The sequence below is a fragment of the Luteimonas dalianensis genome, assembly GCF_049339425.1.
GTDB classification, from domain to species: domain Bacteria; phylum Pseudomonadota; class Gammaproteobacteria; order Xanthomonadales; family Xanthomonadaceae; genus Luteimonas; species Luteimonas dalianensis.
This window is the reverse complement of the sequence record NZ_JBMPPO010000007.1, coordinates 125917-147888: the sequence shown is the minus strand read 5'-3', so window position 1 is coordinate 147888 and position 21972 is coordinate 125917. Positions and strand designations below refer to the sequence as shown.

Annotated in this window: 23 protein-coding genes and 1 tRNA gene; 8 read left to right on the top strand and 16 right to left on the bottom strand. The window is 70.7% G+C overall.

The features are described 5' to 3' along the window. The first annotated feature begins 50 nt into the window (after positions 1–50). Complete coding sequence (locus tag ACOZ90_RS11610; protein ID WP_422893814.1) at positions 51–419, top strand: DUF5362 family protein; 369 nt, start codon at positions 51–53, stop codon at positions 417–419. Positions 420–468: 49 nt separating this feature from the next. On the opposite strand, the gene hppD is transcribed toward ACOZ90_RS11610, so the two are convergent. After that, the gene (gene hppD / locus ACOZ90_RS11605) at positions 469–1569 is read right to left on the bottom strand and encodes a 4-hydroxyphenylpyruvate dioxygenase (protein WP_422893813.1); all 1101 of its coding nucleotides are present in this window, start codon (positions 1567–1569) and stop codon (positions 469–471) included. 105 nt (positions 1570–1674) lie between these two features. Between hppD and ACOZ90_RS11600 the strand changes: the two genes are divergently transcribed. Next, on the top strand, positions 1675–2175 hold the full coding sequence (locus tag ACOZ90_RS11600) for a MarR family winged helix-turn-helix transcriptional regulator (RefSeq protein WP_422893812.1): 501 nt from the start codon (positions 1675–1677) through the stop codon (positions 2173–2175). 28 nt (positions 2176–2203) lie between these two features. Here ACOZ90_RS11600 and ACOZ90_RS11595 read toward each other — a convergent pair whose 3' ends face one another. The 4 genes from ACOZ90_RS11595 to ACOZ90_RS11580 all read right to left on the bottom strand — a co-directional run bounded on the left by ACOZ90_RS11595 (position 2204) and on the right by ACOZ90_RS11580 (position 7095). Continuing rightward, positions 2204–3796, bottom strand: a complete 1593-nt coding sequence (locus ACOZ90_RS11595) for a peptide MFS transporter (protein ID WP_422893811.1) — start codon at positions 3794–3796, stop codon at positions 2204–2206. A gap of 108 nt (positions 3797–3904) precedes the next feature. Beyond that, the gene (locus ACOZ90_RS11590) at positions 3905–5488 is read right to left on the bottom strand and encodes an AbgT family transporter (protein ID WP_422893810.1); all 1584 of its coding nucleotides are present in this window, start codon (positions 5486–5488) and stop codon (positions 3905–3907) included. A gap of 71 nt (positions 5489–5559) precedes the next feature. After that, positions 5560–6219, bottom strand: a complete 660-nt coding sequence (locus ACOZ90_RS11585; RefSeq protein ID WP_422893809.1) for an energy-coupling factor ABC transporter permease — start codon at positions 6217–6219, stop codon at positions 5560–5562. A gap of 15 nt (positions 6220–6234) precedes the next feature. Beyond that, entirely contained in the window at positions 6235–7095 is an 861-nt protein-coding gene (locus tag ACOZ90_RS11580) for a tryptophan 2,3-dioxygenase (RefSeq protein WP_422893808.1), read from the bottom strand. A gap of 754 nt (positions 7096–7849) precedes the next feature. Here ACOZ90_RS11580 and pdhA point away from each other — a divergent pair. From pdhA to ACOZ90_RS11565, 3 genes are read left to right on the top strand one after another with little or no spacing between them, the layout of a single operon-like run. Further along, the gene (pdhA, locus tag ACOZ90_RS11575; protein ID WP_422893807.1) at positions 7850–8923 is read left to right on the top strand and encodes a pyruvate dehydrogenase (acetyl-transferring) E1 component subunit alpha; all 1074 of its coding nucleotides are present in this window, start codon (positions 7850–7852) and stop codon (positions 8921–8923) included. Further along, positions 8920–9918 (top strand): alpha-ketoacid dehydrogenase subunit beta, encoded by a 999-nt coding sequence (locus ACOZ90_RS11570; protein ID WP_422893806.1) that lies wholly within the window; start codon positions 8920–8922, stop codon positions 9916–9918. Before pdhA ends, ACOZ90_RS11570 begins: the two co-directional genes overlap by 4 nt. Positions 9919–9970: 52 nt before the next feature. Continuing rightward, a complete protein-coding gene (locus ACOZ90_RS11565) occupies positions 9971–11371 on the top strand; it encodes a dihydrolipoamide acetyltransferase family protein (protein ID WP_422893805.1) in 1401 nt (466 codons plus the stop codon). 48 nt (positions 11372–11419) lie between these two features. Here ACOZ90_RS11565 and ACOZ90_RS11560 read toward each other — a convergent pair whose 3' ends face one another. The 3 genes from ACOZ90_RS11560 to ACOZ90_RS11550 form a co-directional block, all read right to left on the bottom strand. Beyond that, complete coding sequence (locus ACOZ90_RS11560; RefSeq protein ID WP_422893899.1) at positions 11420–12352, bottom strand: MBL fold metallo-hydrolase; 933 nt, start codon at positions 12350–12352, stop codon at positions 11420–11422. Between the two features lie 85 nt (positions 12353–12437). Next, positions 12438–12746, bottom strand: coding sequence for a hypothetical protein (locus ACOZ90_RS11555; protein ID WP_422893804.1), 309 nt, complete (start codon positions 12744–12746; stop codon positions 12438–12440). Beyond that, entirely contained in the window at positions 12743–14080 is a 1338-nt protein-coding gene (locus ACOZ90_RS11550; RefSeq protein WP_422893803.1) for a tryptophan--tRNA ligase, read from the bottom strand. The genes ACOZ90_RS11555 and ACOZ90_RS11550 overlap by 4 nt, the downstream gene beginning before the upstream one ends. Before the next feature lie 97 nt (positions 14081–14177). On the opposite strand from ACOZ90_RS11550, the gene ACOZ90_RS11545 reads away from it, so the two are divergent. Further along, entirely contained in the window at positions 14178–14963 is a 786-nt protein-coding gene (locus ACOZ90_RS11545; protein WP_422893802.1) for a hypothetical protein, read from the top strand. 117 nt (positions 14964–15080) lie between these two features. Here the strand turns inward: ACOZ90_RS11545 and ACOZ90_RS11540 are convergent, their stop codons facing one another. The 7 genes from ACOZ90_RS11540 to birA form a co-directional block, all read right to left on the bottom strand. Beyond that, positions 15081–15278, bottom strand: coding sequence for a CsbD family protein (locus ACOZ90_RS11540; RefSeq protein ID WP_422893801.1), 198 nt, complete (start codon positions 15276–15278; stop codon positions 15081–15083). Positions 15279–15487: 209 nt separating this feature from the next. Further along, positions 15488–15643, bottom strand: a complete 156-nt coding sequence (locus ACOZ90_RS11535) for an entericidin A/B family lipoprotein (RefSeq protein ID WP_095207979.1) — start codon at positions 15641–15643, stop codon at positions 15488–15490. A 121-nt stretch (positions 15644–15764) separates the two neighbouring features. Beyond that, entirely contained in the window at positions 15765–16688 is a 924-nt protein-coding gene (gene rocF, locus ACOZ90_RS11530; protein ID WP_422893800.1) for an arginase, read from the bottom strand. A gap of 15 nt (positions 16689–16703) precedes the next feature. Beyond that, positions 16704–16779 (bottom strand) — tRNA-Thr (locus ACOZ90_RS11525). Positions 16780–16837: 58 nt separating this feature from the next. Next, complete coding sequence (locus tag ACOZ90_RS11520; protein WP_422893799.1) at positions 16838–17545, bottom strand: hypothetical protein; 708 nt, start codon at positions 17543–17545, stop codon at positions 16838–16840. Between the two features lie 17 nt (positions 17546–17562). Further along, on the bottom strand, positions 17563–18303 hold the full coding sequence (locus ACOZ90_RS11515; RefSeq protein WP_422893798.1) for a type III pantothenate kinase: 741 nt from the start codon (positions 18301–18303) through the stop codon (positions 17563–17565). Next, a complete protein-coding gene (gene birA / locus ACOZ90_RS11510; RefSeq protein WP_422893898.1) occupies positions 18300–19295 on the bottom strand; it encodes a bifunctional biotin--[acetyl-CoA-carboxylase] ligase/biotin operon repressor BirA in 996 nt (331 codons plus the stop codon). Before birA ends, ACOZ90_RS11515 begins: the two co-directional genes overlap by 4 nt. A gap of 211 nt (positions 19296–19506) precedes the next feature. Here birA and ACOZ90_RS11505 point away from each other — a divergent pair, with 211 nt between their 5' ends. Together ACOZ90_RS11505 and ACOZ90_RS11500 are read left to right on the top strand one after the other, a co-directional pair. Next, on the top strand, positions 19507–19782 hold the full coding sequence (locus ACOZ90_RS11505; protein WP_422893797.1) for a hypothetical protein: 276 nt from the start codon (positions 19507–19509) through the stop codon (positions 19780–19782). Between the two features lie 24 nt (positions 19783–19806). After that, positions 19807–20547 carry a M90 family metallopeptidase gene (locus ACOZ90_RS11500; RefSeq protein ID WP_422893897.1) on the top strand — a complete coding sequence of 247 codons (741 nt, stop codon included), beginning with the start codon at positions 19807–19809 and terminating at the stop codon, positions 20545–20547. 7 nt (positions 20548–20554) lie between these two features. Here the strand turns inward: ACOZ90_RS11500 and ACOZ90_RS11495 are convergent, their stop codons facing one another. Continuing rightward, positions 20555–21931, bottom strand: coding sequence for an ATP-binding protein (locus ACOZ90_RS11495; protein WP_422893896.1), 1377 nt, complete (start codon positions 21929–21931; stop codon positions 20555–20557). Positions 21932–21972: the final 41 nt, after the last annotated feature.

Here is a 21972-nt window from a genome sequence, read left to right as displayed (position 1 = left end):
GCCCGCCTCAGGCGGCGCGTTCACTCCAGGGGAAAAAGGAAACGACACTGATGGACGACGCATCCAACGACGTGCGGGCGATCGTGCGCCCGCTCACCGACGGCAAGTTCTGGATGAAGCTGCTGGCGGTCATGATGATCCTCAGCGGCGCGCTGCAGGCGCTGACGATCGTCGGCATCCTGGTGGCCTGGCTGCCGATCTGGCTCGGCGTGCTGCTGTTCCAGGCCGCCGCCGCGGCCGAGGACGCCTCGGCTTCGGGCGACGCGGCCGTCGCGACCAGGGCCACGGACAAGCTGCGCCTGTTCTTCATGATCCAGGGCATCCTGATGCTGATCGGCCTGGTGCTGGTGGGCGTCATGTTCCTGTTCGGCGGCTTCGCGATGATGGCCGGCCTGGCCGGGTTGAACGGCGCGTACTGAGCCGGCATGCCGGGGCCGCCCCGCTGCGGGCGGCCCCCGGCGCGCGGGGTCAGAGCACGCCGCGCTGCATCTGGTCGCGCTCGATGGACTCGAACAGGGCCTGGAAGTTGCCCTCGCCGAAGCCCTCGTTGCCCTTGCGCTGGATGATCTCGAAGAAGATCGGCCCGAACGCGTTCTTGCCGAAGATCTGCAGCAGCTTGCGCTGCTTGGTCTCCGGGTCGGCGTCGATCAGGATCGCGTTGCGGCGCAGGCGGTCGACGTCCTCGCCGTGGTCGGGCACGCGCTGGTCGATCACGTCGAAGTAGGTGTCCGGGGTGTCGAGGAAGTCGATCCCCGCTTCGCGCATCTTCTCCACCGAGGCGTAGATGTCATCGGTGAACAGCGCGATGTGCTGGATGCCCTCGCCCTTGTATTCGCGCAGGTACTCGTTGATCTGGCTCTTCTCGTCGCTCGATTCGTTGAGCGGGATGCGCACCACGCCGTCCGGCGCGGTCATGGCCTTGGACAGCAGGCCGGTCTTGGCGCCCTTGATGTCGAAGTAGCGGATCTCGCGGAAGTTGAACAGCTTCTCGTAGTAGTCCGACCACTTCTGCATGTTGCCCAGGAACAGGTTGTGGGTGAGGTGGTCGATGAAGGTCAGCCCGAAGCCCTTCGGGTGCTGGTCCACGCCCGGCAGCGGCTCGTAGTCGGCGTAGATGTCGCCGGCCGAGTCGTCGATCAGGTACAGCATGCAGTCGCCGATGCCCTTGATCACCGGCGCGTCGACCACGCGGGTCTCCACCTTGTGGTCGGCCTTCTCGCCGCCGTTGGCGAGCACGTGCTCGAGCACCTCGGCCGGCTTCTTGCTGAAGCGGATGGCGAAGCCGGACGCGGACGGGCCGTGCTTGGCCGCGAAATCGGAGGCGAACGAATCGGCCTGCTCGTTGAGCAGGAAGTTGATGGTGCCCTGGCGGAACAGGGTGATGTCGCGCTCGCGATGCCTGGCCACCGCGGTGAAGCCGAGCTTCTCCAGGTAGTCGCGCATGCGCGGGCCCTCGCCTGCGGGCGCGGCGAATTCGACGAATTCGAACCCGTTGATGCCCATCGGGTTCTCGAAGGTGGTGACCTCCATGCCAAGGTTGGGGGCCTGGGTCTGGGTCTGCGTGCTCATGGGGGAAGCTCCGTGGATGAGGGGCGTACCGCGGACGCGGCTGGCCATCTGGACGAGCCCGTGGTTATAGTTTCATCTGAAACCATATGCAAGGCGCAACGCAGCATGACCCAGCCTCCCAGCGGCCAGCGCCCCGGCCGTGCAAGCACCGGCGGACGCCACGAAGTCCTCGAACTGGAGCACTTCCTGCCCTACCGCCTGAGCGTGGTGTCCAACCACATCAGCCAGACCATCGCCGACGCCTACGCCGAACGCTTCGGCATCGGCATCACCGAGTGGCGGGTGCTGGCGGTGCTGGGCCGCTATCCCGAGCTGTCCGCCACCGGCGTGGCCGAGCGCACCGCGATGGACAAGGTCGCCGTCAGCCGCGCGGTCGCGCGCCTGCTCAGAACCGGCCTGATCGAACGCGAAGTACACGGCAGCGACCGCCGCCGATCCGTGCTGCGGCTCAGCGCGGCCGGCTATGGCGTCTACGACCAGGTCGTACCGATGACGCTGGAGTACGAGCGCCAGCTGCTGTCGGGCTTCAGCGACAGCGAGCGCGCCATGCTGGATCGCCTGCTGACCCGCCTGGATCAGGCCTCGCGCCCACGGGACGGATCCTGATCCGTCCCGTGGTACGCGGGCCTGGCGCTCACATGCCCCGGGTTTCCCCGCGGCTGTCGGTGCCCGCCGCCGCCGGCTCGCCCAGCTCACCCTGGCCGACCAGCGCCCGATCCTGGCGCAGCTGCTCCTCGTCCTGGTGCATCAGGCGTGCCACCAGCGGCGAAACCAGGATCACCGCGGCGCCGACGATCACCGCCAGCCAGCCGACCGAGCTGTAGACCTCCATCACCTGGCGCACGGCATCGTCGCCCACGCCCGCGCCACCGGTGGCCGCCGCGATCGCGCCGGCGATGTAGTTGCCGGCCGCGGTGGCCAGGAACCACGAGCCCATCATCAGCCCCACCAGCCGCGACGGCGACAGCTTGGTCATCGCCGACAGCCCCACCGGCGACAGGCACAGCTCGCCCATGGTGTGCAGCAGGTAGATCAGGAAGATGAAGATCACCGGGGTCAGGCCGTCCGTCGAGTTCGCGCCCCACACCAGCACGAAGAAGCCCAGGCCCAGCTGGATCAGACCGAGGCCGAACTTGGCCGGGGTGGAAGGCTCCAGCCGGCGCCGCGCCAGCCACAGCCACAGCGCGGCGAAGAACGGCCCCAGGGCGATGATGTACATGGCGTTGATCGACTGGAACATGCCCGCCGGCACTTCCCAGCCCAGCATGGAACGATCGACGTGGCGGTCGGTGTAGACGTTGAGCGAAGAGCCGGCCTGCTCGAACAGCGCCCAGAACAGCGGCTGCAGCGCGATCAGGAACAGCGCCGCCAGGATCCGGTGGCGCGCGATCCGGTCAAGCTTCCACACCGCCTCGTAGAGGAAGTAGGCCACCACCGCCACCGCGCAGGCGGCCAGCAGCCCGCCCACCACGTGCTGGTACTGGATCAGGAACCACACCACCACGACGCCGACCAGGCCCCAGAAGTAGACCCAGTGCTCGGTGCGGATGCCGAACACCGGCCGCACCAGCGCAGCCTGGTCGGGCGCCTCGCCGCGGCCGAGCAGGGCCGGCCGGCCCCAGAGGAACACCAGCAGGCCCAGCAGCATGCCGATGCCGGCCGCGCCGAAACCCCAGGCCCAGCCGAAGGTCTGGCCCAGCCAGGCGGCCAGCAGCGAACCGGTGGCCGCGCCCAGGTTGATGCCCATGTAGAAGATGGTGAAGGCCGGATCGCGGCGCGCGTCGCCCGGCTCGTACAGCTGCCCGACCATCACCGAGATGCTGGACTTGAGGAAGCCCACGCCCATGATGATGAACGCCAGCGCCAGCCAGAACACGTTGAGCAGCGGCGAGTCCTGCCCGCCCGAGCCTTCGAACGCCATCAGGCCGTGGCCGATGGTGAGCAGGATCGCGCCGAACTGCACCGCGCGCCGCTGGCCGATGTAGCGGTCGGCCAGGTAGCCGCCCAGCACCGGCGCGATGTAGACCAGCGAACCGTAGGCCGCGTAGATCCCGTAGGCGCGCTCGTCGGAGAACATCCAGTGCTGGATGAGGTAGAAGATCAGGATCGCGCGCATTCCGTAGAACGAGAAGCGCTCCCACATCTCGGCGAAGAACAGCACGAACAGGCCGCGCGGATGGCCGAAGAACGTCTTGCCCTCGGCGCTCGGGGTCGGGTTGCTGGACACTTGCTTGGGTACTCCCGGACTTTGACGGGCGCTCGACGGACCGCCCGTGGCGAAATTTACACTACCGCATCGGCCGCGGCGGCTGAACAGGCAGGCCGGATGCGGCCGTCACAGCGCCGGATAGACGTAGCTCGCGCCCGCGCCCAGCGGGATCCCCAGCGCCCAGAACCCGATCAGGTACAGCGTCCAGACCACCAGCAGGGTGATCGAGAACGGCAACATCAGCGCCAGCAGCGTGCCCACGCCCGAGGACTTCACGTACTTCTGGCAGAACACCACGATCAGCGGGAAGTACGGCAGCAGCGGGGTGATGATGTTGGTGCTCGAATCGCCGACCCGGTACGCCGCCTGGGTCAGGTCCGGCGAGATGCCCAGCTGCATCATCATCGGCACCATGATCGCGCCGATCAGCGCCCACTTGGCCGAGGCCGAACCGACCAGCAGGTTGACCGCCCCGGACAGCAGCACCAGGCCCACCAGCATCAGCGACATGTGCAGCCCCATCGCCTGCAGCGCATTGGCGCCCTTGATGGCCAGCAGCACGCCCAGGTTGGACTGACTGAAGGCGTAGATGAACTGGGCGGCGAAGAACGCCATCACGATGTAGTAGCCCATCCCGCTCATCGACTTGCTCATGCCCTCGATGATGTCGCGGTGGCTCTTGGCGGTGCCGGCGACGTAACCGTAGACCACGCCCGGAATCAGGAAGAAGATGAAGATCAGCCCCACGATCGACTGCATCAGCGGCGCGGTGAACGCCAGCAGCGGATGTGTGCCCGGCGCCAGCGTGGCCGGATCGGCGGCCCACGGCGTGCCCTCGGGCAGCAGGGTCAGGATGAACAGGGCGATCGCGATCACCATCGCCACCATCGACCAGACGAGGCCGCGCCGTTCGTTGGGCTCCAGCGGCTCCATGGTCGGCATCTCGCTGGTGTCGCCGTCCACCTCGGTCCCCTTCAGCCGCGGCTCGATCACCCTGTCGGTCAGGAACCAGCCCACCAGGATCACCAGGAAGGTCGAGGAGGTCGTGAACCAGTAGTTGTTGAGCGGGTTGATCTCCATGCCCGGGTCCAGGATCCGCGCCGCCTCCTGGGTCAGGCCGGCCAGCATCGGATCCAGGCTGGAGGGCACGAAGAAGGTGGCCGAGAACCCGCCCGACACGCCCGCGAACGCGGCCGCGATGCCCGCCAGCGGATGCCGCCCTGCGGCGTAGAAGATCACCGCGCCCAGCGGGATCACCAGCACGTAGCCCGCGTCCACCGCGATATGGCTGAGGATGCCCACGCCGATCAGGGCCGGGGTCAGCAGCATCTTCGGGGTCACGCTCAGGATCGCCCGCAGCAGCGCGTTGATGAAGCCGGTGTGCTCGGCCACGCCCAGGCCCAGCATCGCCACCAGCACCACGCCCAGCGGGGCGAAGTTGACGAAGGTCTGCACCATCGTCGCCATGAACGCGGTCAGGCTGCTGCCCGACAGCAGGTTGTTGATCGCCACCGGATCGCCGCTGCGCGGATCGATCTCGCTGAAGCTCCAGCCCGACATCACCGCCGACACCACCCAGGTGAGCAGCATCAGGATCAGGAACAGCATCGCCGGGTCCGGCAGCTTGTTGCCCACGCGCTCCACGCCGTCGAGGAAGCGGGTTACCACGCCGCGCCTGGCGGGGGCGGAAATCGGGTCCGGGTGGCTCATTCATGACTCCTGGCTGAAGGTCGAACCCGCCGCATCCTAGCAGCCCCGGGACCCGCCGGGACGGTGCCGCGCTACATCGGCCGCTCCGGCCACAGGTACACCTTGTCGTCGAAGGACGAGCACCACTGCGGCCGGTACACCACGATCACCGCGATCAGGGCGCCGGTGAGGAAGGCCTCGGCGAACATCATCAGCGGCGTGGCCGCCAGGTACATCGCCGCCGAGCGGCTGCCCAGCCACGCGGCCACCGCGAACTTCGCCAATACCGCGGCGGCCGCTGCCAGCATCGAGGCGAAGAACCCGTTGGCCATGATGTAGACGAAGATGTTGTGCGGCAGCCAGCGCCGGGCCGCGCGCGACACCGCCGCGGTCACCAGCACCGGCAACGCCCCGCTGATCGCGAAGTCCGGCCCCCAGCCGTGCCAGGCGGCACCCATCAACACCCCCGACAGGCTCGCCAGCGCCATCACCACCAGCGCCGGCCCGGTGCCCAGCAGCAGGGTCGCGATGCTGGCGCCGGTCAGGTGCAGCATCACCCCCTGCAGCGGCGCGGTGTTGAACCAGCGCAGCGCCGCCAGCGCCAGCGCCGTCGCCAGCAGCACCCTGAGCCGGGCGCCGCCATCCCCGGCCAGGGACCGCGCCACCGGGCGTACCTGCCAGGTCAGCAGCAGGAGCGCCAGCACCAGCGCGCCGCTTTCGATCCAGCCGGGCAGGGCCTGCGGAGCGTGCATGCCGGGCACGCGGCCTCAGCCGGGCTGCCCGATCCGCGTGCGCGCGTCGAACAGCTCCGGGAAGAACGACAGGTCCAGCGCCTGCTTCAGGAAGCCCACCCCGCTCGAGCCGCCGGTACCCTTCTTGAAGCCGATGATCCGCATCACCGTGCGCATGTGGCGGTAGCGCCAAAGCTGGAACTGGCTCTCCAGGTCCACCAGGTCCTCGCACAGCGAATACTCGCGCCAGAAGCTGTCGGTATCGGCGTAGATGGCCGCGAACACGTCCACCAGCGCGTCATCGTGCACGTGCGGCCGGCTCCAGTCCCGCTCCAGGTGGCGTTCGGGCACCGCATGGCCCCGGCGCGCCAGGTAGCGCAGGAACTCGTCGTACAGGCCCGGCGCCTCCAGCACCTGGCGCAGCCGCTCCTGCCCGGCCGGGTCGTAGCCAAACACCTTGAGCATGTCCGCGTTCTTGTTGCCGAGCTGGAATTCGATGGTGCGGTACTGCAGCGACTGGAATCCCGACGACGGCCCCAGGATGTCCCGGAACTCGGCGTACTCGGCCGGCGTGAGCGTCTCCAGCACCGACCATTGCTCGGTCAGCTGGCGCAGCACCTGCTTGCAGCGCGCCAGCACCTTGCGGCATGGCCCGCGCTGGTCCGTCCGCAGGTACTCCAGCGCGGCGCCCAGCTCGTGGATCATCAGCTTCAGCCACAGCTCCGAGACGTGGTGCTGGACGATGAACAGCATTTCGTCGTGATGCTGCGGATCCGACAGCGGACGCTGCGCGTCCAGCAGCAGGTCCAGGCGCAGGTAGCCGCCGTAGGTCAGGCTGCCATCCAGGTCGGTGCGGATGCCCGCCTCGAGCGGGCGCTGGTTGCGGTCTTGGGTCATGCGCGCAGATTACCCGAGTGCGCAAGGCGTCACGCAATCGCAATGGTTCCCGGGGCAGTATCGGGATTCCGGCATCCAGGGGGGGCTGCCGGGAACCGCCGCAGGCCACGGCCACGCGACGGAGCCTGCACGCCCGCCGGGGTTTCCCGGCCGGGCCTCAATCCAGGAAGGGGAGAGCAACGATGAGCATGTCCGTACGCGGCCTGTTGGCCGGCCTGCTGGTGCTGTGCGGCCTGGGCGCCGCTGGCAACGCGCACGCGGAAGTGGTGATCAGCCAGGTCTACGGCGCCGGCGGCAACAGCGGCGCGATGTATGACCGCGACTACGTGGAGCTGTTCAACCGCGGCGGCACGCCCGTGTCGCTGGCCGGCGCCTCTCCATCCGCGCCAGCTACGCACCCTGAGAAAAACCTCCCGTCACCACTTCAACCCCGGCCCACGCCGGGGTTTCTTTTTCCCCAACCGGAGCCAAGCCCCGCCGTGGCCGGGAGGCCTCTTCGCGTAAGTAAAGGAGGAGGAATCCGCCGGCAGGCGGATTCCGGGGGACATGAAGCGAAGAGGCCTGCCGGCCGCGGCGGGGCCCACCAGCCCACCGCGTCAACAATCACGGTTCCACCTCGCACCCGTCATCCCCACACCGCACCCCAAACCCCGGGATCAAGCAAATCCCCCAAGCAAAGTCATGCCGCACCGCGCCATATCCGCGCAACGCGGACCAGTTAGAATGGCGGTCTTGTCCCAAACCCCCTGATTCCATGACCTCCGCCGCCAAATTCGAGATCGAATACCTGCAGTACCTCGGCCCCGACGGCAAGCCCGTCGGCGAGCTTCCCGAGGCATTCCGGGATCCGAAGACGCTCGTTCCCCTGTTCAAGCAGATGCTGTTCGTGCGCACCTTCGACAGCAAGTCGATCAAGCTCCAGCGCACCGGCAAGCTCGGCACCTATGCCGCCAGCCTGGGCCACGAGGCCGCCCACGTCGGCATCGGCGCCTCGATGCGCGAAGACGACGTGTTCGCCCCCAGCTACCGCGAATACGGCGCCCAGTTCATGCGCGGCGTGCAGCCGCGCGAAGTCCTGCTCTACTGGGGCGGCGACGAGCGCGGCAACGACTTCCAGGGCCCCAGGGGTGATTACCCCTGGTGCGTGCCCATCTCCACCCAGTGCCTGATGGCCGCCGGCGCGGCGCTGTCGTTCAAGCTGCGCGGGCAGGATCGCGTGGCCGTGGCCTGCTGCGGCGACGGCGGCTCGTCCAAGACCGACTTCTACGCCGCGGTGAACTCCGCCGGCGCCTACAAGGCCCCGCTGGTGCTGTGCGTGATCAACAACGGCTGGGCCATCTCCGTGCCCCGCCACGCCCAGACCGGCGCCGAGACCCTGGCCCAGAAGGGCCTGGCCGGCGGCCTGCACTGCCTGCAGCTGGACGGCAACGACCTGATCGCCGTGCTGGAAGGCATGCGCCGCGCCACCGAGCGCGCCCGCAAGGGGGAAGGCGGCACCGTGATCGAGATGATGACCTACCGCCTGCACGACCACACCACCGCCGACGACGCCAGCCGCTACCGCGACGAGGCCGAGGTCAAGGACGGCTGGACGCGCGAGCCGATGACCCGCCTGCGCACCTACCTCACCGACGCCGGCGTGTGGAGCGAGGAAGAAGAGAAGGCCTGGCTCGCCGAGTGCGAGGACAAGGTGGACGTGGAGATCAACGCCTACCTCAACACCCCCGTACAGCCCGTGGAAGCCATGTTCGACTACCTCTACGCCAACCCGCCCGCCGAGCTGCTTGAACAGCGCGAACAGGCCATCGCACGGGAGGGCCGGGCATGAGCGCCGACAAGCAGGCCGCGCCGATCACACTGATCGAGGCCCTGACCCAGGCCATGGCCTACGAAATGCGCAACGACAAGCGCGTCGTGGTGCTGGGCGAGGACGTGGGCGTGAACGGCGGCGTGTTCCGCGCCACCGCCGGGCTGCACGCGCAGTTCGGCTCCGAGCGCGTCATCGACACCCCGCTGGACGAGACCACCATCGCCGGCCTCACGGTGGGCATGGCCAGCCAGGGCATGCGCCCGGTCGCCGAGGCCCAGTTCGACGGCTTCATGTACCCGATGGTCGACTTCATCGTCTGCCACGCCGCGCGCATGCGCTACCGCACCCGCGGCCGCCTGGAGTGCCCGATGGTGCTGCGCGTGCCGTGGGGCGGCGGCATCCGTGCGCCCGAGCACCACAGCGAGGCCAACGAATCGATCTTCACCAACGTGCCCGGCCTGCGCGTGGTCATGCCGTCCTCGCCGCAGCGCGCCTACGGCATGCTGCTGGCGGCGATCCGCGAGCCGGATCCGGTGATCTTCTTCGAGCCCAAGCGCATCTACCGCCAGTACAAGGAACTCGTGCCCGACGACGGCGAAGAGCTGCCGCTGGACGTGTGCTACGTGCTGCGCGACGGCACCGACGTGACCCTGGTGACCTGGGGCGCGCAGGTGAAGGAGGCCCTGGAGGCCGCCGACAAGCTGGCCGCCGAGGGCATCAGCGCCGAGGTGATCGACGTGGCCACCCTGCGCCCGCTGGACTTCGAGACCATCGCCGAGTCGGTCAGCCGCACCGGCCGCTGCGTGATCGTGCAGGAAGCCCCGAAGACCGCCGGCTTCGGCGCCGAGATCGCCGCCCGCCTGGCCGAGGAGTCGATGTACGACCTGGTCGCCCCGGTCGAACGCGTCACCGGCCCGGACACGCACATCCCGCTGTTCCGGCTGGAAATGAAGTTCCTGCCCAGCGTCGACCGCGTGGTCGAGGCGGCCAAACGCGCGATGCAGCACAGCTGATCCCCAGTCCCGACTTCAACGGCGGGCCACGGCCCGCCCCATGGAAACCGACATGAGCAACAAGAAGACCTTTTACCTGCCCGACCTGGGCGAAGGCCTGCCGGACGCGACCATCGTCGAATGGAACGTCAAGGAAGGCGACACCATCCGCCTGGACGACGCGCTGGTGTCGATGGAAACCGCCAAGGCCGTGGTCGAGGTGCCCTCCCCGGTCTCGGGCAAGGTGCTCAGGCTGGCCGGCGCGGCCGGTGACGTGGTGGTCACCGGCAAGATGCTGGCCGAGTTCGAGGTCGACCCCTCGATGCCGCAGCGTGCCGAAGGCCAGGACACCGGCCACCACCACGGCGGTGGCGACGACAACGGCGTGGGCAGCCAGGATCCCGCGCCGGACGACCGCGTGGTCGCATCCGACGAGGGCGGCGCCATCAAGGCCGATGGCGAGCCCGCACCCAAGGGCGAGGTGCGCCAGGATGCCGGCACCGTGGTCGGCGCCATGCAGTCCTCCGACGCGGTGCACACCGAGCAGGCCAGCAGCGCCGGCGGCGTCAAGGCGGTGCCGGCGGTGCGTGCGATGGCGCGCAAGCTCAAGGTCGACATCGGCCGCGTGCGCGCCACCGGCCCGGACGGCGTGGTGACCATGGCCGACGTCAAGCAGGCCGCGGCCGACGGCAGCGCCGCGATCGGCTCCGCCCCGGCGGCCGCCCCCTCGCGCGCGGCGCCGGCAGCCGCGCCCGCCGCCCGCGACAGCGGCGACCGCACCCGCGTGTCCGCCAGCGGTCGGCCCATGCGCACCCAGCCGCCGTCGGTCAGCGCCAGCGGCCAGCCCGAGCAGCTCAAGGGCGTACGCCGCAACATGGCCCGGGTGATGGCCGACGCCCACGCCCAGGTGGTGCCGACCACGCTGGTGGACGACGCCGACCTGCACGCCTGGGAAGGCAAGCAGGACATCACCGCGCGCCTGATCCGCTCGATCTGTGCCGCGGCGAAGGCGGTGCCGGCGCTCAACGCCTGGTTCGACGGCAAGGATCTGACCCGCACCATGCACCCGCACGTGGACATCGGCATCGCGGTGGACACCGAGGACGGCCTGTTCGTGCCGGCCCTGCGCAACGCCGACGTGCTCGACGCGGCCGGCATCCGCTCGGGGATCAAGCGCCTGCGCCAGCAGGTCGAGGATCGTTCGATCCCGGCCAGCGAGCTGTCCGGCTACACCATCAGCCTGTCCAACTTCGGCATGTTCGCCGGCCGCTACGCCACCCCGGTGGTGGTGCCGCCGTGCGTGGCGATCGTGGGCGCGGGCAAGCTCAGCCACGACGTGGTGGCGGTGATGGGCGGGGTGGAAGTGCACCGCCGGATGCCGATCTCGCTGACCTTCGACCACCGCGCCGCCACCGGCGGCGAGGCCGCGCGCTTCCTCAAGGCGCTGCTGGACGACCTGTCCCTGCCCAACTGAGGCAGCGGGAGCACTCCTGCCGTCCGGGCGCCGGACGGCAGGCGCCTGCTACGCGGCCCTGCGGCTGCGATCCAGCCACACGCCCAGGCCCTGGGCGTTGAGCTCGATATCCATCTCCAGCAGCCGCGTGACCTGCGCGGTATCCACGATGCCCTGGCGCTGGGCGTTGGCGGTGTATTTGCGGGCCAGGCCCTCCACCAGCCGCTCATGGCGGTCGGCAGCGCCGTCGCAGCGGCGCGCCAGATCGACCATGCCGTCGACCTGGGCGATCAGGCTGGTGCCCAGCTGCTGCACCCCGGTGACCCGCCCGTAGTGGGTCACGTGCACCGCCTCCGGCGCTTCGGACAGGATCCGGCGCAGCGAGGCGCGCAGCGCGTCCGGGTCGAACTGCACCGGCGAGGTGCTGGGAACGATGTAGGCGCCGCGCGCCGAATCCAGCTCGCGGTAGGAAATCCCGAAGGTGTCGCCGCAGAACCAGCTGCGGCTGCGCGCGTCCCACACCGACAGGTGGTGGCGCGCATGCCCGGGCGTGTGCACGCAGCGCAGCGCGCGCCCGGCCAGGTCGAGCACCTCGCCGTCGGCCACGCTGCGCAGGCGGGCCTCGGGGATCGGCACCAGCGGCCCGTGGTGGCGGTCGTAGTCCTCGCCGTACACGGCGCGCGCGCTCGCCTCCAGCTTCGACGGGTCGATCATGTGCCGGGCGCCGTCCGGATGCACGGCAAAGGTCGCGTTGGGCAGCTCGCGCATCAGCGGCCCGGCGCCGCCGGCATGATCCAGGTGCACGTGCGTAGCAATCACCCAGTCGACATCGGCCGGCCGCAGGCCGTGCGCGTCCAGCGCGGCCAGCAGCCGCGGCACGCTCTGGCTGGTGCCGGTGTCGATGAACGCCGCGCGCCCGCGCTCGACCACCAGGTAGGCGGCGCAGAACCGCGGCCGCACGTATCCGGTGTCGATGGTGACAATGCCGTCCCGGGCAGGCATACCGGCCTCCAACTCCAAGCTCATGTCAGCAGTCTAGGTATGCCCGGCTGCAACCGGGATTGTGCTTTCGTCGCAGGAGCGGGCATCAGCGCCCGCGCAGCACCCGCGGCCGCAGGAAGAACGCGATGGCCATCACCGCCAGGTACACCACGTAGGCCAGCGCGGTGGCCAGGATCTGCCCCCACATCGGGCCGTACTGGGGGTCGGCCACGTCCAGCGACCAGTACTGGCTGTACGCGAACGCCACCACCGCCAGCACCAGCGACACGATGTCGTAGACCCGGCGCGCGGTGCCCCGCGGCTGCCGCGGATAGATCCAGAACAGCGCTCCCAGGATCAGGAACCAGGGCACGAACAGGATCAGGGCCAGGTTGAGCTCGACCAGCGGGTTCACGAGGCCTCTTCCACGAACCGCGCCAGCGCCCCGGCAAGCTCCTCGATCGCTACCGCCTCGCCCAGCTGTCCCACCAGCTCCTCGCCCAGGTGCACGCCGGCCCCGGCAACGTGGTGCAGGCCCGCGCCCGCGTCGCGCTTGAGCCGGGCGATCATCTGTCCGGCATCGCGCGGCGAGTCGTGGCCCGGCCCCTGCAGCAGCAGCCGGTCGCCGTCGACCAGCTTGAAGTGGAACCGCCCGTCGGCTTCGCGGTACTGCTTGAACTGCGGCGGCGCGGGCGCTGCAGCAACCTCGGCGGCGCCGTCGCCGCCCAGCGGCTGCGACAGGTCGTGCAGGCCGACCGCCTTGCGCAGCTCGCGCAGGAACGGCGCGGCCACCTCCTCGCGCAGGCGCGCGGCGCCCTCGCGCAGCCGATGCTCGATCGCGGCCGGATCGGCGACCAGCGCCTCGTAGCGCTCGCGCAGCGGCGCCACCTCCACGTCGATGCGTTCAAGCAGCTGCTCCTTGGCCTCGCCCCAGGCGATGCCGGCGGCGTAGGCCTCGCGCATGCGCGCGGTTTCCCCGGCGCTGGCAAACGCCCGGTAGATCTCGAACAGCGCCGAGCCTTCGGTGTCCTTCGGCTCGCCGGGCGCGCGCGAGTCGGTGACGATCGAAAACACCAGTTTGCGCAGGGTTTCGCGCGGGGCGAACAGCGGGATCACATTGTCGTAGCTCTTGCTCATCTTGCGCCCGTCCAGGCCGGGCAGCGTCGCCACCTGCGCCTCCACCGCCGCCTCGGGCAGGGTGAAGTGTTCGCCATACAGGTGGTTGAAGCGCTGGCCGAAATCGCGCGCCATCTCGATGTGCTGCACCTGATCGCGGCCCACCGGCACCCGGTCGGCGTTGAACAGCAGGATGTCGGCGGCCATCAGCACCGGGTACATGAACAGCCCGGCATTGATCCCCGCATCGTCGTCCTCGCCCTCTTCCCGGTTGCGATCCACCGCCGCCTTGTAGGCGTGGGCGCGGTTGAGCAGGCCCTTGCCGGCCACACAGGTCAGCAGCCAGGTCAGCTCCGGGATCTCGGGGATGTCGGACTGGCGGTAGAACGCCACCCGCGCCGGATCCAACCCGCAGGCCAGCCAGCTGGCGGCCACCTCCAGGGTCGAGCGCTGTACCCGCGCCGGATCCTGGGTGCTGACCAGGGCGTGGTAGTCGGCCAGGAAGAAAAAGCTCTCCACCCCCGGCGCTGCGCTGGCGGCAACCGCCGGGCGGATCGCGCCCAGGTAGTTGCCCAGGTGCGGGACGCCGGTGGGCTTGATGCCGGTAAGGACGCGGAGCGGACGTGGGGACATTGCGGACACGGTGGAAAAGCGGCCCCGCAGTTTAACCGCTGGCAACCCCGGTCATCGCGCCCGGGCGTTGTCAGGGCCGCCCACACGGAGAATCGCCATGTTCCGCATCATCCTGCTGCTGTCCATCGCCCTTGCCGGCGCCACCGCCTGCGCCCCGCTCGGCGCCTCGCCGCTGGTCCGGGTCGACGTCGTCGACCGCGAGCACGGGCGCATCCTGCCCGCGCACCGCCATCGCGGCGACACCTGGATCGCCGGCCGCCCGGGCCACCACTACGCGGTGCGCCTGACCAACACCAGCGGCGAGCGGGTGCTGGTGGTGCTGTCGGTGGACGGGGTCAACGCCGTCACCGGCCAGACCGCAGACCCGTCCCAGGCCGGCTACGTGCTCGCGCCCTGGCAGACCCACGAGATCACCGGCTGGCGCAAGTCGCTGGACGGCGTCGCCCGCTTCGTCTTCACCGACCTGCCCAACAGCTATGCCGCGCGCACCGGCCGTCCGGACAACGTCGGCGTGATCGGCGTGGCTGCGTTCCGTGAACGCCGCCCGCTGCGCCAGCGGCCGCAGCCTGCTCCGCCGGTCGCCCCGGCACCGCGCCGCGCAGGCGCCACGGCGGCGGAGGATTCGGCGATGGCCGAGAGCAGCCATGCCCAGCGCGCCCGGCAAAGCATCGGCACCGGGCACGGCCGGTACGAACGCGCACCCGTGGGCCAGACCGCGTTCCTGCGCGCCAGCCGGCACCCGGCCCAGGTGATCGAACTGCGCTACGACGCGCCCGAGCGGCTCGCCGCCCTCGGCATCCCGGTGCGCTGGCCCGACCGCCACTACGCGGGCCAGGCGCGCCCGCACGCGTTCCCCGGCGGCTTCGTCCCCGACCCGCGATAAACCGGCACGGCGGGCACGCAGGCGGCCCAAAAGGAACGGGCCGGCATGGCCGGCCCGTTCCCCCCTGTACGCGGCCGCGCCGGGCGCACGCCTCGGCGCCGCCCGCGCGGTCGCGGATCAGAGCGTGCGTTCGAAGTCGCGCACTTCCTGCTCGGCGCGCTCGCGACCCCAGCCGTACTGCTCCTGCAGCTTGCCGGCCAGATACTCGCTGTTGCCTTCGGCGACATCGAACACGTCGTCGGTCAGGTCGCCCCACTTGGCCTGGGCCTTGCCCTTCACCTGCGACCACTTGCCGGAAATGATGTCCTTGTTCATTGCGTCTGCTCTCTGTTGGGGAGGGAACGCACGGCGCGTTCGCCGTACGCCTGCACTGTGCAGGACGGGGCCTGAAAACCCGGTCAAATTTGCGTTGGAGATCGTTGACCTGGATGAACGGTTCACCCTGCGCACAGGCGTGGGAGAGCGCCCAAAAAGAAAGCCGGCTTGCGCCGGCTTCCCGTTGCTTGCGTGCGGTCGACCCGGCCTCAGCCGTCGGTCGTGCCCCCGGTGTCCTCGGCGGCTTCCTGCACCTTCTCGCCGGCCCGCTCAACGTCCTGGCCGGCACCGCGCACGGTGTTGCAGGCGGTGAAGGTACCGGCGGTGAACATGGCCAGCAGCAGCAATGCGATTGAACGCTTCATGTGACGCCTCATCGGTTGGTGGACAGGTGTAATGAAACCCCATCCGGGCGTGAAGCCCGCGCGAATCACCCCGCCACACGACCTCCGCCAAGCCCCTGCATTCAGCTTTGCGCAACCCGCGTCAATCGCGCATCAGGGTGGACTTGCCGAACAGGCTTTCCACCAGCTCCACCGCCAGCTCTGCGGTGACGTTGCGATCGTCCAGCGGCGGGCTGACTTCCACGATGTCCAGCGAGGCCATGCGCCCGGTGTCGGCGATCATTTCCATCACCAGCTGCGCCTCGCGGTAGTTCAGGCCGCCGGGCACGCGGGTGCCGGTACCCGGCGCGATCGCGGGATCCAGCATGTCCACGTCGAAGCTCACGTGCAGGTGCACGCCGTCGTCCAGGCCGGCCAGCGCCTGCTGCATGGTGCGCTTCATGCCCATCTCGTCGATGTAGCGCATGTCGTAGATGTCCAGGCCGTGCTGCTTGACCAGGCGCTTCTCCTCCGCGTCCACCGAGCGGATGCCGATCTGCTTCACCTGCGAGGGGCTGATCGCGGGCACGTGGTCGCCGATGCCGGTGAGCACATCCGGGCCGAGCCCGCACAGGCACGCCACCGGCATGCCGTGGATGTTGCCCGACGGGGTGACGTTGCTGGTGTTGAAGTCGGCATGCGCGTCCAGCCACAGGATCCGCAGCTCGCGGCCCTGCTCGCGGCAGTGGTCAGCCACGGCGGAGATCGAGCCGATCGCCAGGCAGTGGTCGCCGCCCATCATCACCGGCATGCGGCCGGCGCGCAGTTCGGCCAGTGAGGCCTCGCGCACGGCGCGGTTCCAGGCCACCACCTCGTCCAGGTGGCGGTAGCCATCGACCGGGCCCTGCCACGGGTTGGCGGGCCCGCCGACATTGCCGCGATCGACCACGTCCACGCCGCGCGCGCGCAGCGCCTCGGCCAGGCCTGCGATGCGCAGTGCTTCGGGCCCCATGCGGGTGCCGCGGTGACCGGCGCCCACGTCGGTGGGCACGCCGAAGATCGAAACGGGAGGATGCTTGCGGGTCATGGGCGCCTTCAGGTCTGGTGCCGGCAGTCCGACTCGAACGGACGACCTACCGCTTACAAGGCGGTTGCTCTACCAGCTGAGCTATGCCGGCCTGGGACGGCCCCGGTACGGGGGACGGGCGCGCATTCTAACGCGGCGCGGGCCCGGGTTCATTGCAGCGGCGCGCAGTCGGCCGGTTCGGCCCGGGTCGCGCCGGCATCTTCGCGCGCCGGCTCGGGATCGAAGTCGGGGCCTGCGGCCAGGTCGATCCAGGTTTCGCTGCCGGTCGCGCCAAGCGGTTCGGACACGGCTTCAAAGCCCGCCTCGCGCAGCGCGGCCTCGTGCCGCCGCGCCGACGCCTCGGCACCGAAGCGGCCCAGCGCGATCGCGTTGGCCTCCTCGCCCTGGCCGATGATGAAGTGGTCGTCGAAACCGGCCTCGACCAGCCGGGCCACCGTGGCCTGCGCCGCCTGGCGGTCGGCGTGGACGGGCGTCATCACCCGCCATCCGGTGATGCCGGTGGGCACTTCGCGGGCGACGATCCGCACCGCCTGCGCCTGCAGCGCGACCCGGGCCGCCTCGGCCGCGGCCGGATCGGCCCACGGGCCGAAGCTGAAGCACTGCAGGTCTTCCGCCGCCACCGCCGCCGCATCGCCGCCTTCGGCCAGCGGGCCGTCCGCCTGGACGTTGGCGTTGGCGGCGTTGAGCTGCACCGCCTGCAGGGTGTCGGCATCCGCCTCGGAGGCCAGCAGCAGGCGCGGCACGTCGGCGGGCAGCGCCGGCGGCGGCTCGGCGGCCGGGGCCGGCCGCAGCGCCCACCACAGGGCGACGCCGACGTTCATGGCAAGCAGCAGGACGATCAGTGCGCGCAGGTGCATGGCTGGATTCTAGGCGGTCAATGCGACCGTTCCATCCCCAGCCAGCGGGCCAGGCCTTCCAGCACCAGTGAAGGCGCCGCCCGGGCACCGCCGATCCGCTCCAGCACCGGCCCGGCGCCGCCGCCGTGGACAAGCAGCTGCGGCGCGCGTCCCAGCAGGCGGTGCGCGTGTTCGCGGCTGCGCTCGACCAGCGCCAGAGCCGCGCCTTCGCAGCCCGAGGCCAGCGCATCGGCGGTATCGCCGGCGAATTCCACGTAGTCGCCACCAGGCTCCGGCAGGTGCGGCGCGCGGGCGTGCAGGGCCTGGCGCATCAGCTGCGGAGAAGGCGCGATCCGGCCGCCCCGGTGCACGCCGTCGACATCGAGCAGGTCGATCGTCAGCGCCGTACCCACCCCCACCAGCAGCCACGGCCCGCCGCCGCGCGCATGCGCGCCGAGCAGTGTGAGGAACCGATCCACGCCCAGCCGCTGCGGATGCGCGTAGGCGATCCTGACGCCGTCACAGCGCGGCAGGGTGGCGGCCAGCGAGATCCGCCCGCAGCGCGCGGCCAGCGCATCCAGCAGCGCGGTGCGCAGCGGCGTGGAGACCACGCTGGCCACCGCCGCCGATTCGATCCGCGCTGGCAGCGCCGCCTCCCAGCCGGGCTCCAAGCCCGTGCCGTCGTGTCCGAACGCCTGCACCGCGCCGATCCGGCCCTGCGCGTCCAGCGGCGCGGCCTTGAGCCGCGAGTTGCCCAGGTCGAACAGCCAGCGGCTCATGGCGTCGTTGCTCCGGGCCGGATGCTGACCTCGCCCGCGTGGACGGCGTGCTCGCCTCCTTCGATGCGCACCCGCAGCGCGCCGTCGGCGGCGATCCCCAGCGCAGTGCCGGTGCGCACGCCGTCGCCGCCATGGATCCGCACCTGCCTGCCCAGCAGCGCGTCCAGCGCCGCATAGCGCTCCAGGAAGGGGGCCAGGCCGTCGCGGTCGAAGCGATCCAGCGCCGGCAGCAGCGCCGCCAGACACTCGCCCGCGAGCCGGTTGCGCCCGGGCGCGGCGTCGCCGGCCAGCGCGTGCAGGTCAGTCCAGGGCTGGCCGATGCCGGCCGCCGCCTGTCCCGGCATGCGCAGGTTGAGGCCGATGCCGATCACCGCCCGCACCGGGCCCGCGTTCTCGCCACCGCCCTCCACCAGCAGGCCGCCCAGCTTCAGCAGGCTGCCATCGGGCGCCGGCACGACCAGGTCGTTGGGCCATTTCAGCCGCACCTGCTCCAGCCCGCACGCGTGCAGCGCTTCGGCCACTGCGAGCCCGGCCACCAGCCCCAGCCCGCCCAGCCGCGCCAGGCCGGCATCGAAGCGCCGCGCCAGCGACAGGTACAGGTTGGCGGCCAGCGGCGACTCCCAGCTGCGCCCGCGGCGCCCGCGGCCACCGCTCTGGCGCTCGGCCAGCAGCACCTGCACGCCGCGCGCGGCCGGCGGCCGGCGCAGCAGCTCCGAATTGGTGGAGTCGATCGACCAGGCCACGTCCAGCCCGGCAATGTCCGCGTGCAGCGGCGCGGGAACCGCTGCAAGGATCGCGCCCGCGTCCAGCAGCTCCAGCGGCTGCGCCAGCACGTAGCCGCTGCCGGGGCGGGCATCGATGGCCAGCCCCGCCGCGCGCAGCGCCTGGATCCGCTTCCACACCGCGGCCCGGGTCTGGCCGCTGTCGCGGGCCAGCGCGTCGCCCGAGACCGGGCCCTGGCGCAGGCGCTCAAGCAGGCCGCGATCCGACAGCGGCTCGGACGGTGGGGAAACAGGCATGGACAGGCGCCGGACGGGGTCAGGGAACCCGATTATCCACATGTCATCCGCGTGCCGGCCGCCGCCCGCCGGCCGCGGGCAGGCTCTGCTGCGCCGCAACAGCAGCCGGACGGGATCGTTGTTATAGTGCCAAGTCGACCGCAAAAGTCAGGCGGTCACCCTGACCCTCCCACGGGCCACCACCATGATCCTGCGCATCACCCTCATGCTGCTGCTTTCCGGCGCAAGCCTTCCGCTGCTGGCCAACGAAGGCCGCATGGAAAGCCCCGACGGCGACCCCGGCTGCCCCTCGGTGACCGGCGTGGACGAGCGCGAGCTCGCGCCGGACGGCGGCCAGGTGGGCGACGCCGAGGCGGCGTCCGGTGAGCGCGCCACACCGGCGCGGCGCGGTGGTGACAACGCCGAGAGCGGCGTGCGCACCCCGCGCATGCACAACCTGCTGCCCGGCATGTTCCGCTGAGGCCGGCACCCCGGCGTGCTCGGCCTGCTCAGGCGCCTGCGCGGCGGGCCACCGCTTCCCGATCCCTCCCTCTGGCACAGCGTCCGCGCCCGCACCCCGTGGGCCGCGCGGCTTGATGCGGCGCGCGATGCGCGGCTGCAGCAGCTGGTGGCACGCTTCCTGGCCGACAAGGTCTTCACCCCGGTGGGCGGGCTGACGCTGGACGAAGCGCAGCGCGCGCAGCTGGCGGCGCTGTGCTGCCTGCCGGTGCTGGAGTTCGGCGAGACCGGGCTGGCCGGCTGGCGGGAGCTGATCGTGTACCCGGAGGCGTTCCGGGTGAACCGCACCCACGTGGACGCGGCCGGCGTGCTCCACGAATGGGACGACGAGCTGATCGGCGAAGCCTGGGAGGCCGGGCCGCTGATCCTGTCCTGGGCGGACGTGCAGTCGGATCTGGCCCAGCCGCGGGCGGGATTCTGCGTGGCCGTTCACGAGATGGCCCACAAGATCGATGCCTTGGACGGCGTGCTCGACGGCACCCCGCCGCTGCCGCGCGACTGGCAGCGGCAGTGGGCGCGTGACTTCCAGCGCAGCTTCGACGGCTTCGTGGCCCGGGTCGAGCGTGGCGAGGACACCCCGGTCGATCCCTACGCGGCCGAGGCGCCCGAGGAGTTCTTCGCCGTGTGCAGCGAGTACCACTTCAGCGACCCGGCCACGCTGGGCGCGCAAATGCCCGAAGTCGCCGCCCACCTGGAACGCTTCTACGGCCCTTCGCCCTTCGCGTAGCGCGCTGCTACAGCCCGGGCGGGAGGGTGACTTCGAAACGGGCCCCGCCGAGCTCTTCGGACTGGCCGACGTCGAGCTCGCCGCGATAGCTGTCGATCAGGGTCTGCACGATCGCCAGGCCGATGCCGTGGCCGTGCACGCGCTCGTCGCCGCGCACGCCCCGCTGCAGCACCCGGGCGATGCGGTCAGGCGGGATCCCCGCGCCGTCGTCCTCCACCACCAGCACCAGGCCGGGCCGCCGGTTGGCCGCCGGAGCCCCCGGCCTGACGGTGAGCAGCACGCGCGAGCGGGCCCACTTGAAGGCGTTCTCCAGCAGGTTGCCCAGCAGTTCCTGCAGGTCACCGGGCTCGCCGTGGAAGCGCGCCTGCGGATCCAGGTCGAACTCGCACAGCACGCCCTTGGAGGCGTAGATCTTCTCCAGCCCGCGCACGATCTGCTCGGCGTGCGGCTCGATTTCCACCGGCGCGGCGAACAGCTTGTGGCCGCTGGAGGCGGCGCGCCCGAGCTGGTAGCCGACCATGTCGTCCATGCGCCGCAGCTGGGTATCCAGCTCCTCGCGCAGCTCGGCGTCGCTGGCGCCCGAGTCCAGCCGCGTGCGCAGCACCGCCAGCGGCGTCTTCAGGCTGTGCGCCAGGTCGGACATCGTGTTGCGCTGGTGCTCCAGGTTCTGCCGCTCGCTTTCGATCAGGGCGTTGATGCTCTCGGTCAGCGGCAGCAGCTCGCGCGGATGCGCCTCGCCCATGCGGTTGAGCCCGCCGCGCTGCACCCGGGTCAGCTCGTCCTCCACCCGCCGCAGCGGCCACAGGCTCCAGCGCAGCACCACCGTCTGCAGCAGCAGCAGGATGATCCCGGACACGCCCAGGTAGCGCCACAGCGCCTGGCGGAACACCAGCACCTGGCTGGGCAGGCTGCCGGCGTCCTCCATGATGTAGACGGTGAACGGGGTTTCGGTTTCCACGCCGCCGACTTCGCGCACCAGCACGAAGCCGCGGCCGTAGCGGATCACCTCGCCGGCCAGGCCGGCGCTGTCGATCATCGGCAGCGGGCCGTCGATGCGCACTTGCCCGCCTTCCAGCAGGGCCAGATCCGGCAGCTGCGGCCCCTGGGCGGAGCCGGAGAACCAGTCGCTGTCCTCCATCACCACCGCCGCGTACAGGTCGCCGCCGGGACGCTCGAAGCGCTCGTCGGGCGGGTATTCGGGCGGGATCAGGGTGTCGTCGCGGGCGAACTCGACGGCGCCGGCGTAGAACTCGGCGAACACCCGCAGGCGCTCGCGCTGGCCCTGGCTGGCCACGTCGACGAAGGCGCGGTCGAGCGCATAGCCGGCCAGCGCCAGGAACGCCACCAGGCCCAGGCTGGCCGCCAGCAGCTGCCGCGCCTGCAGCGAGCGCGGCCGCCATGACATGCGATGTCGCCGGTCGTTCC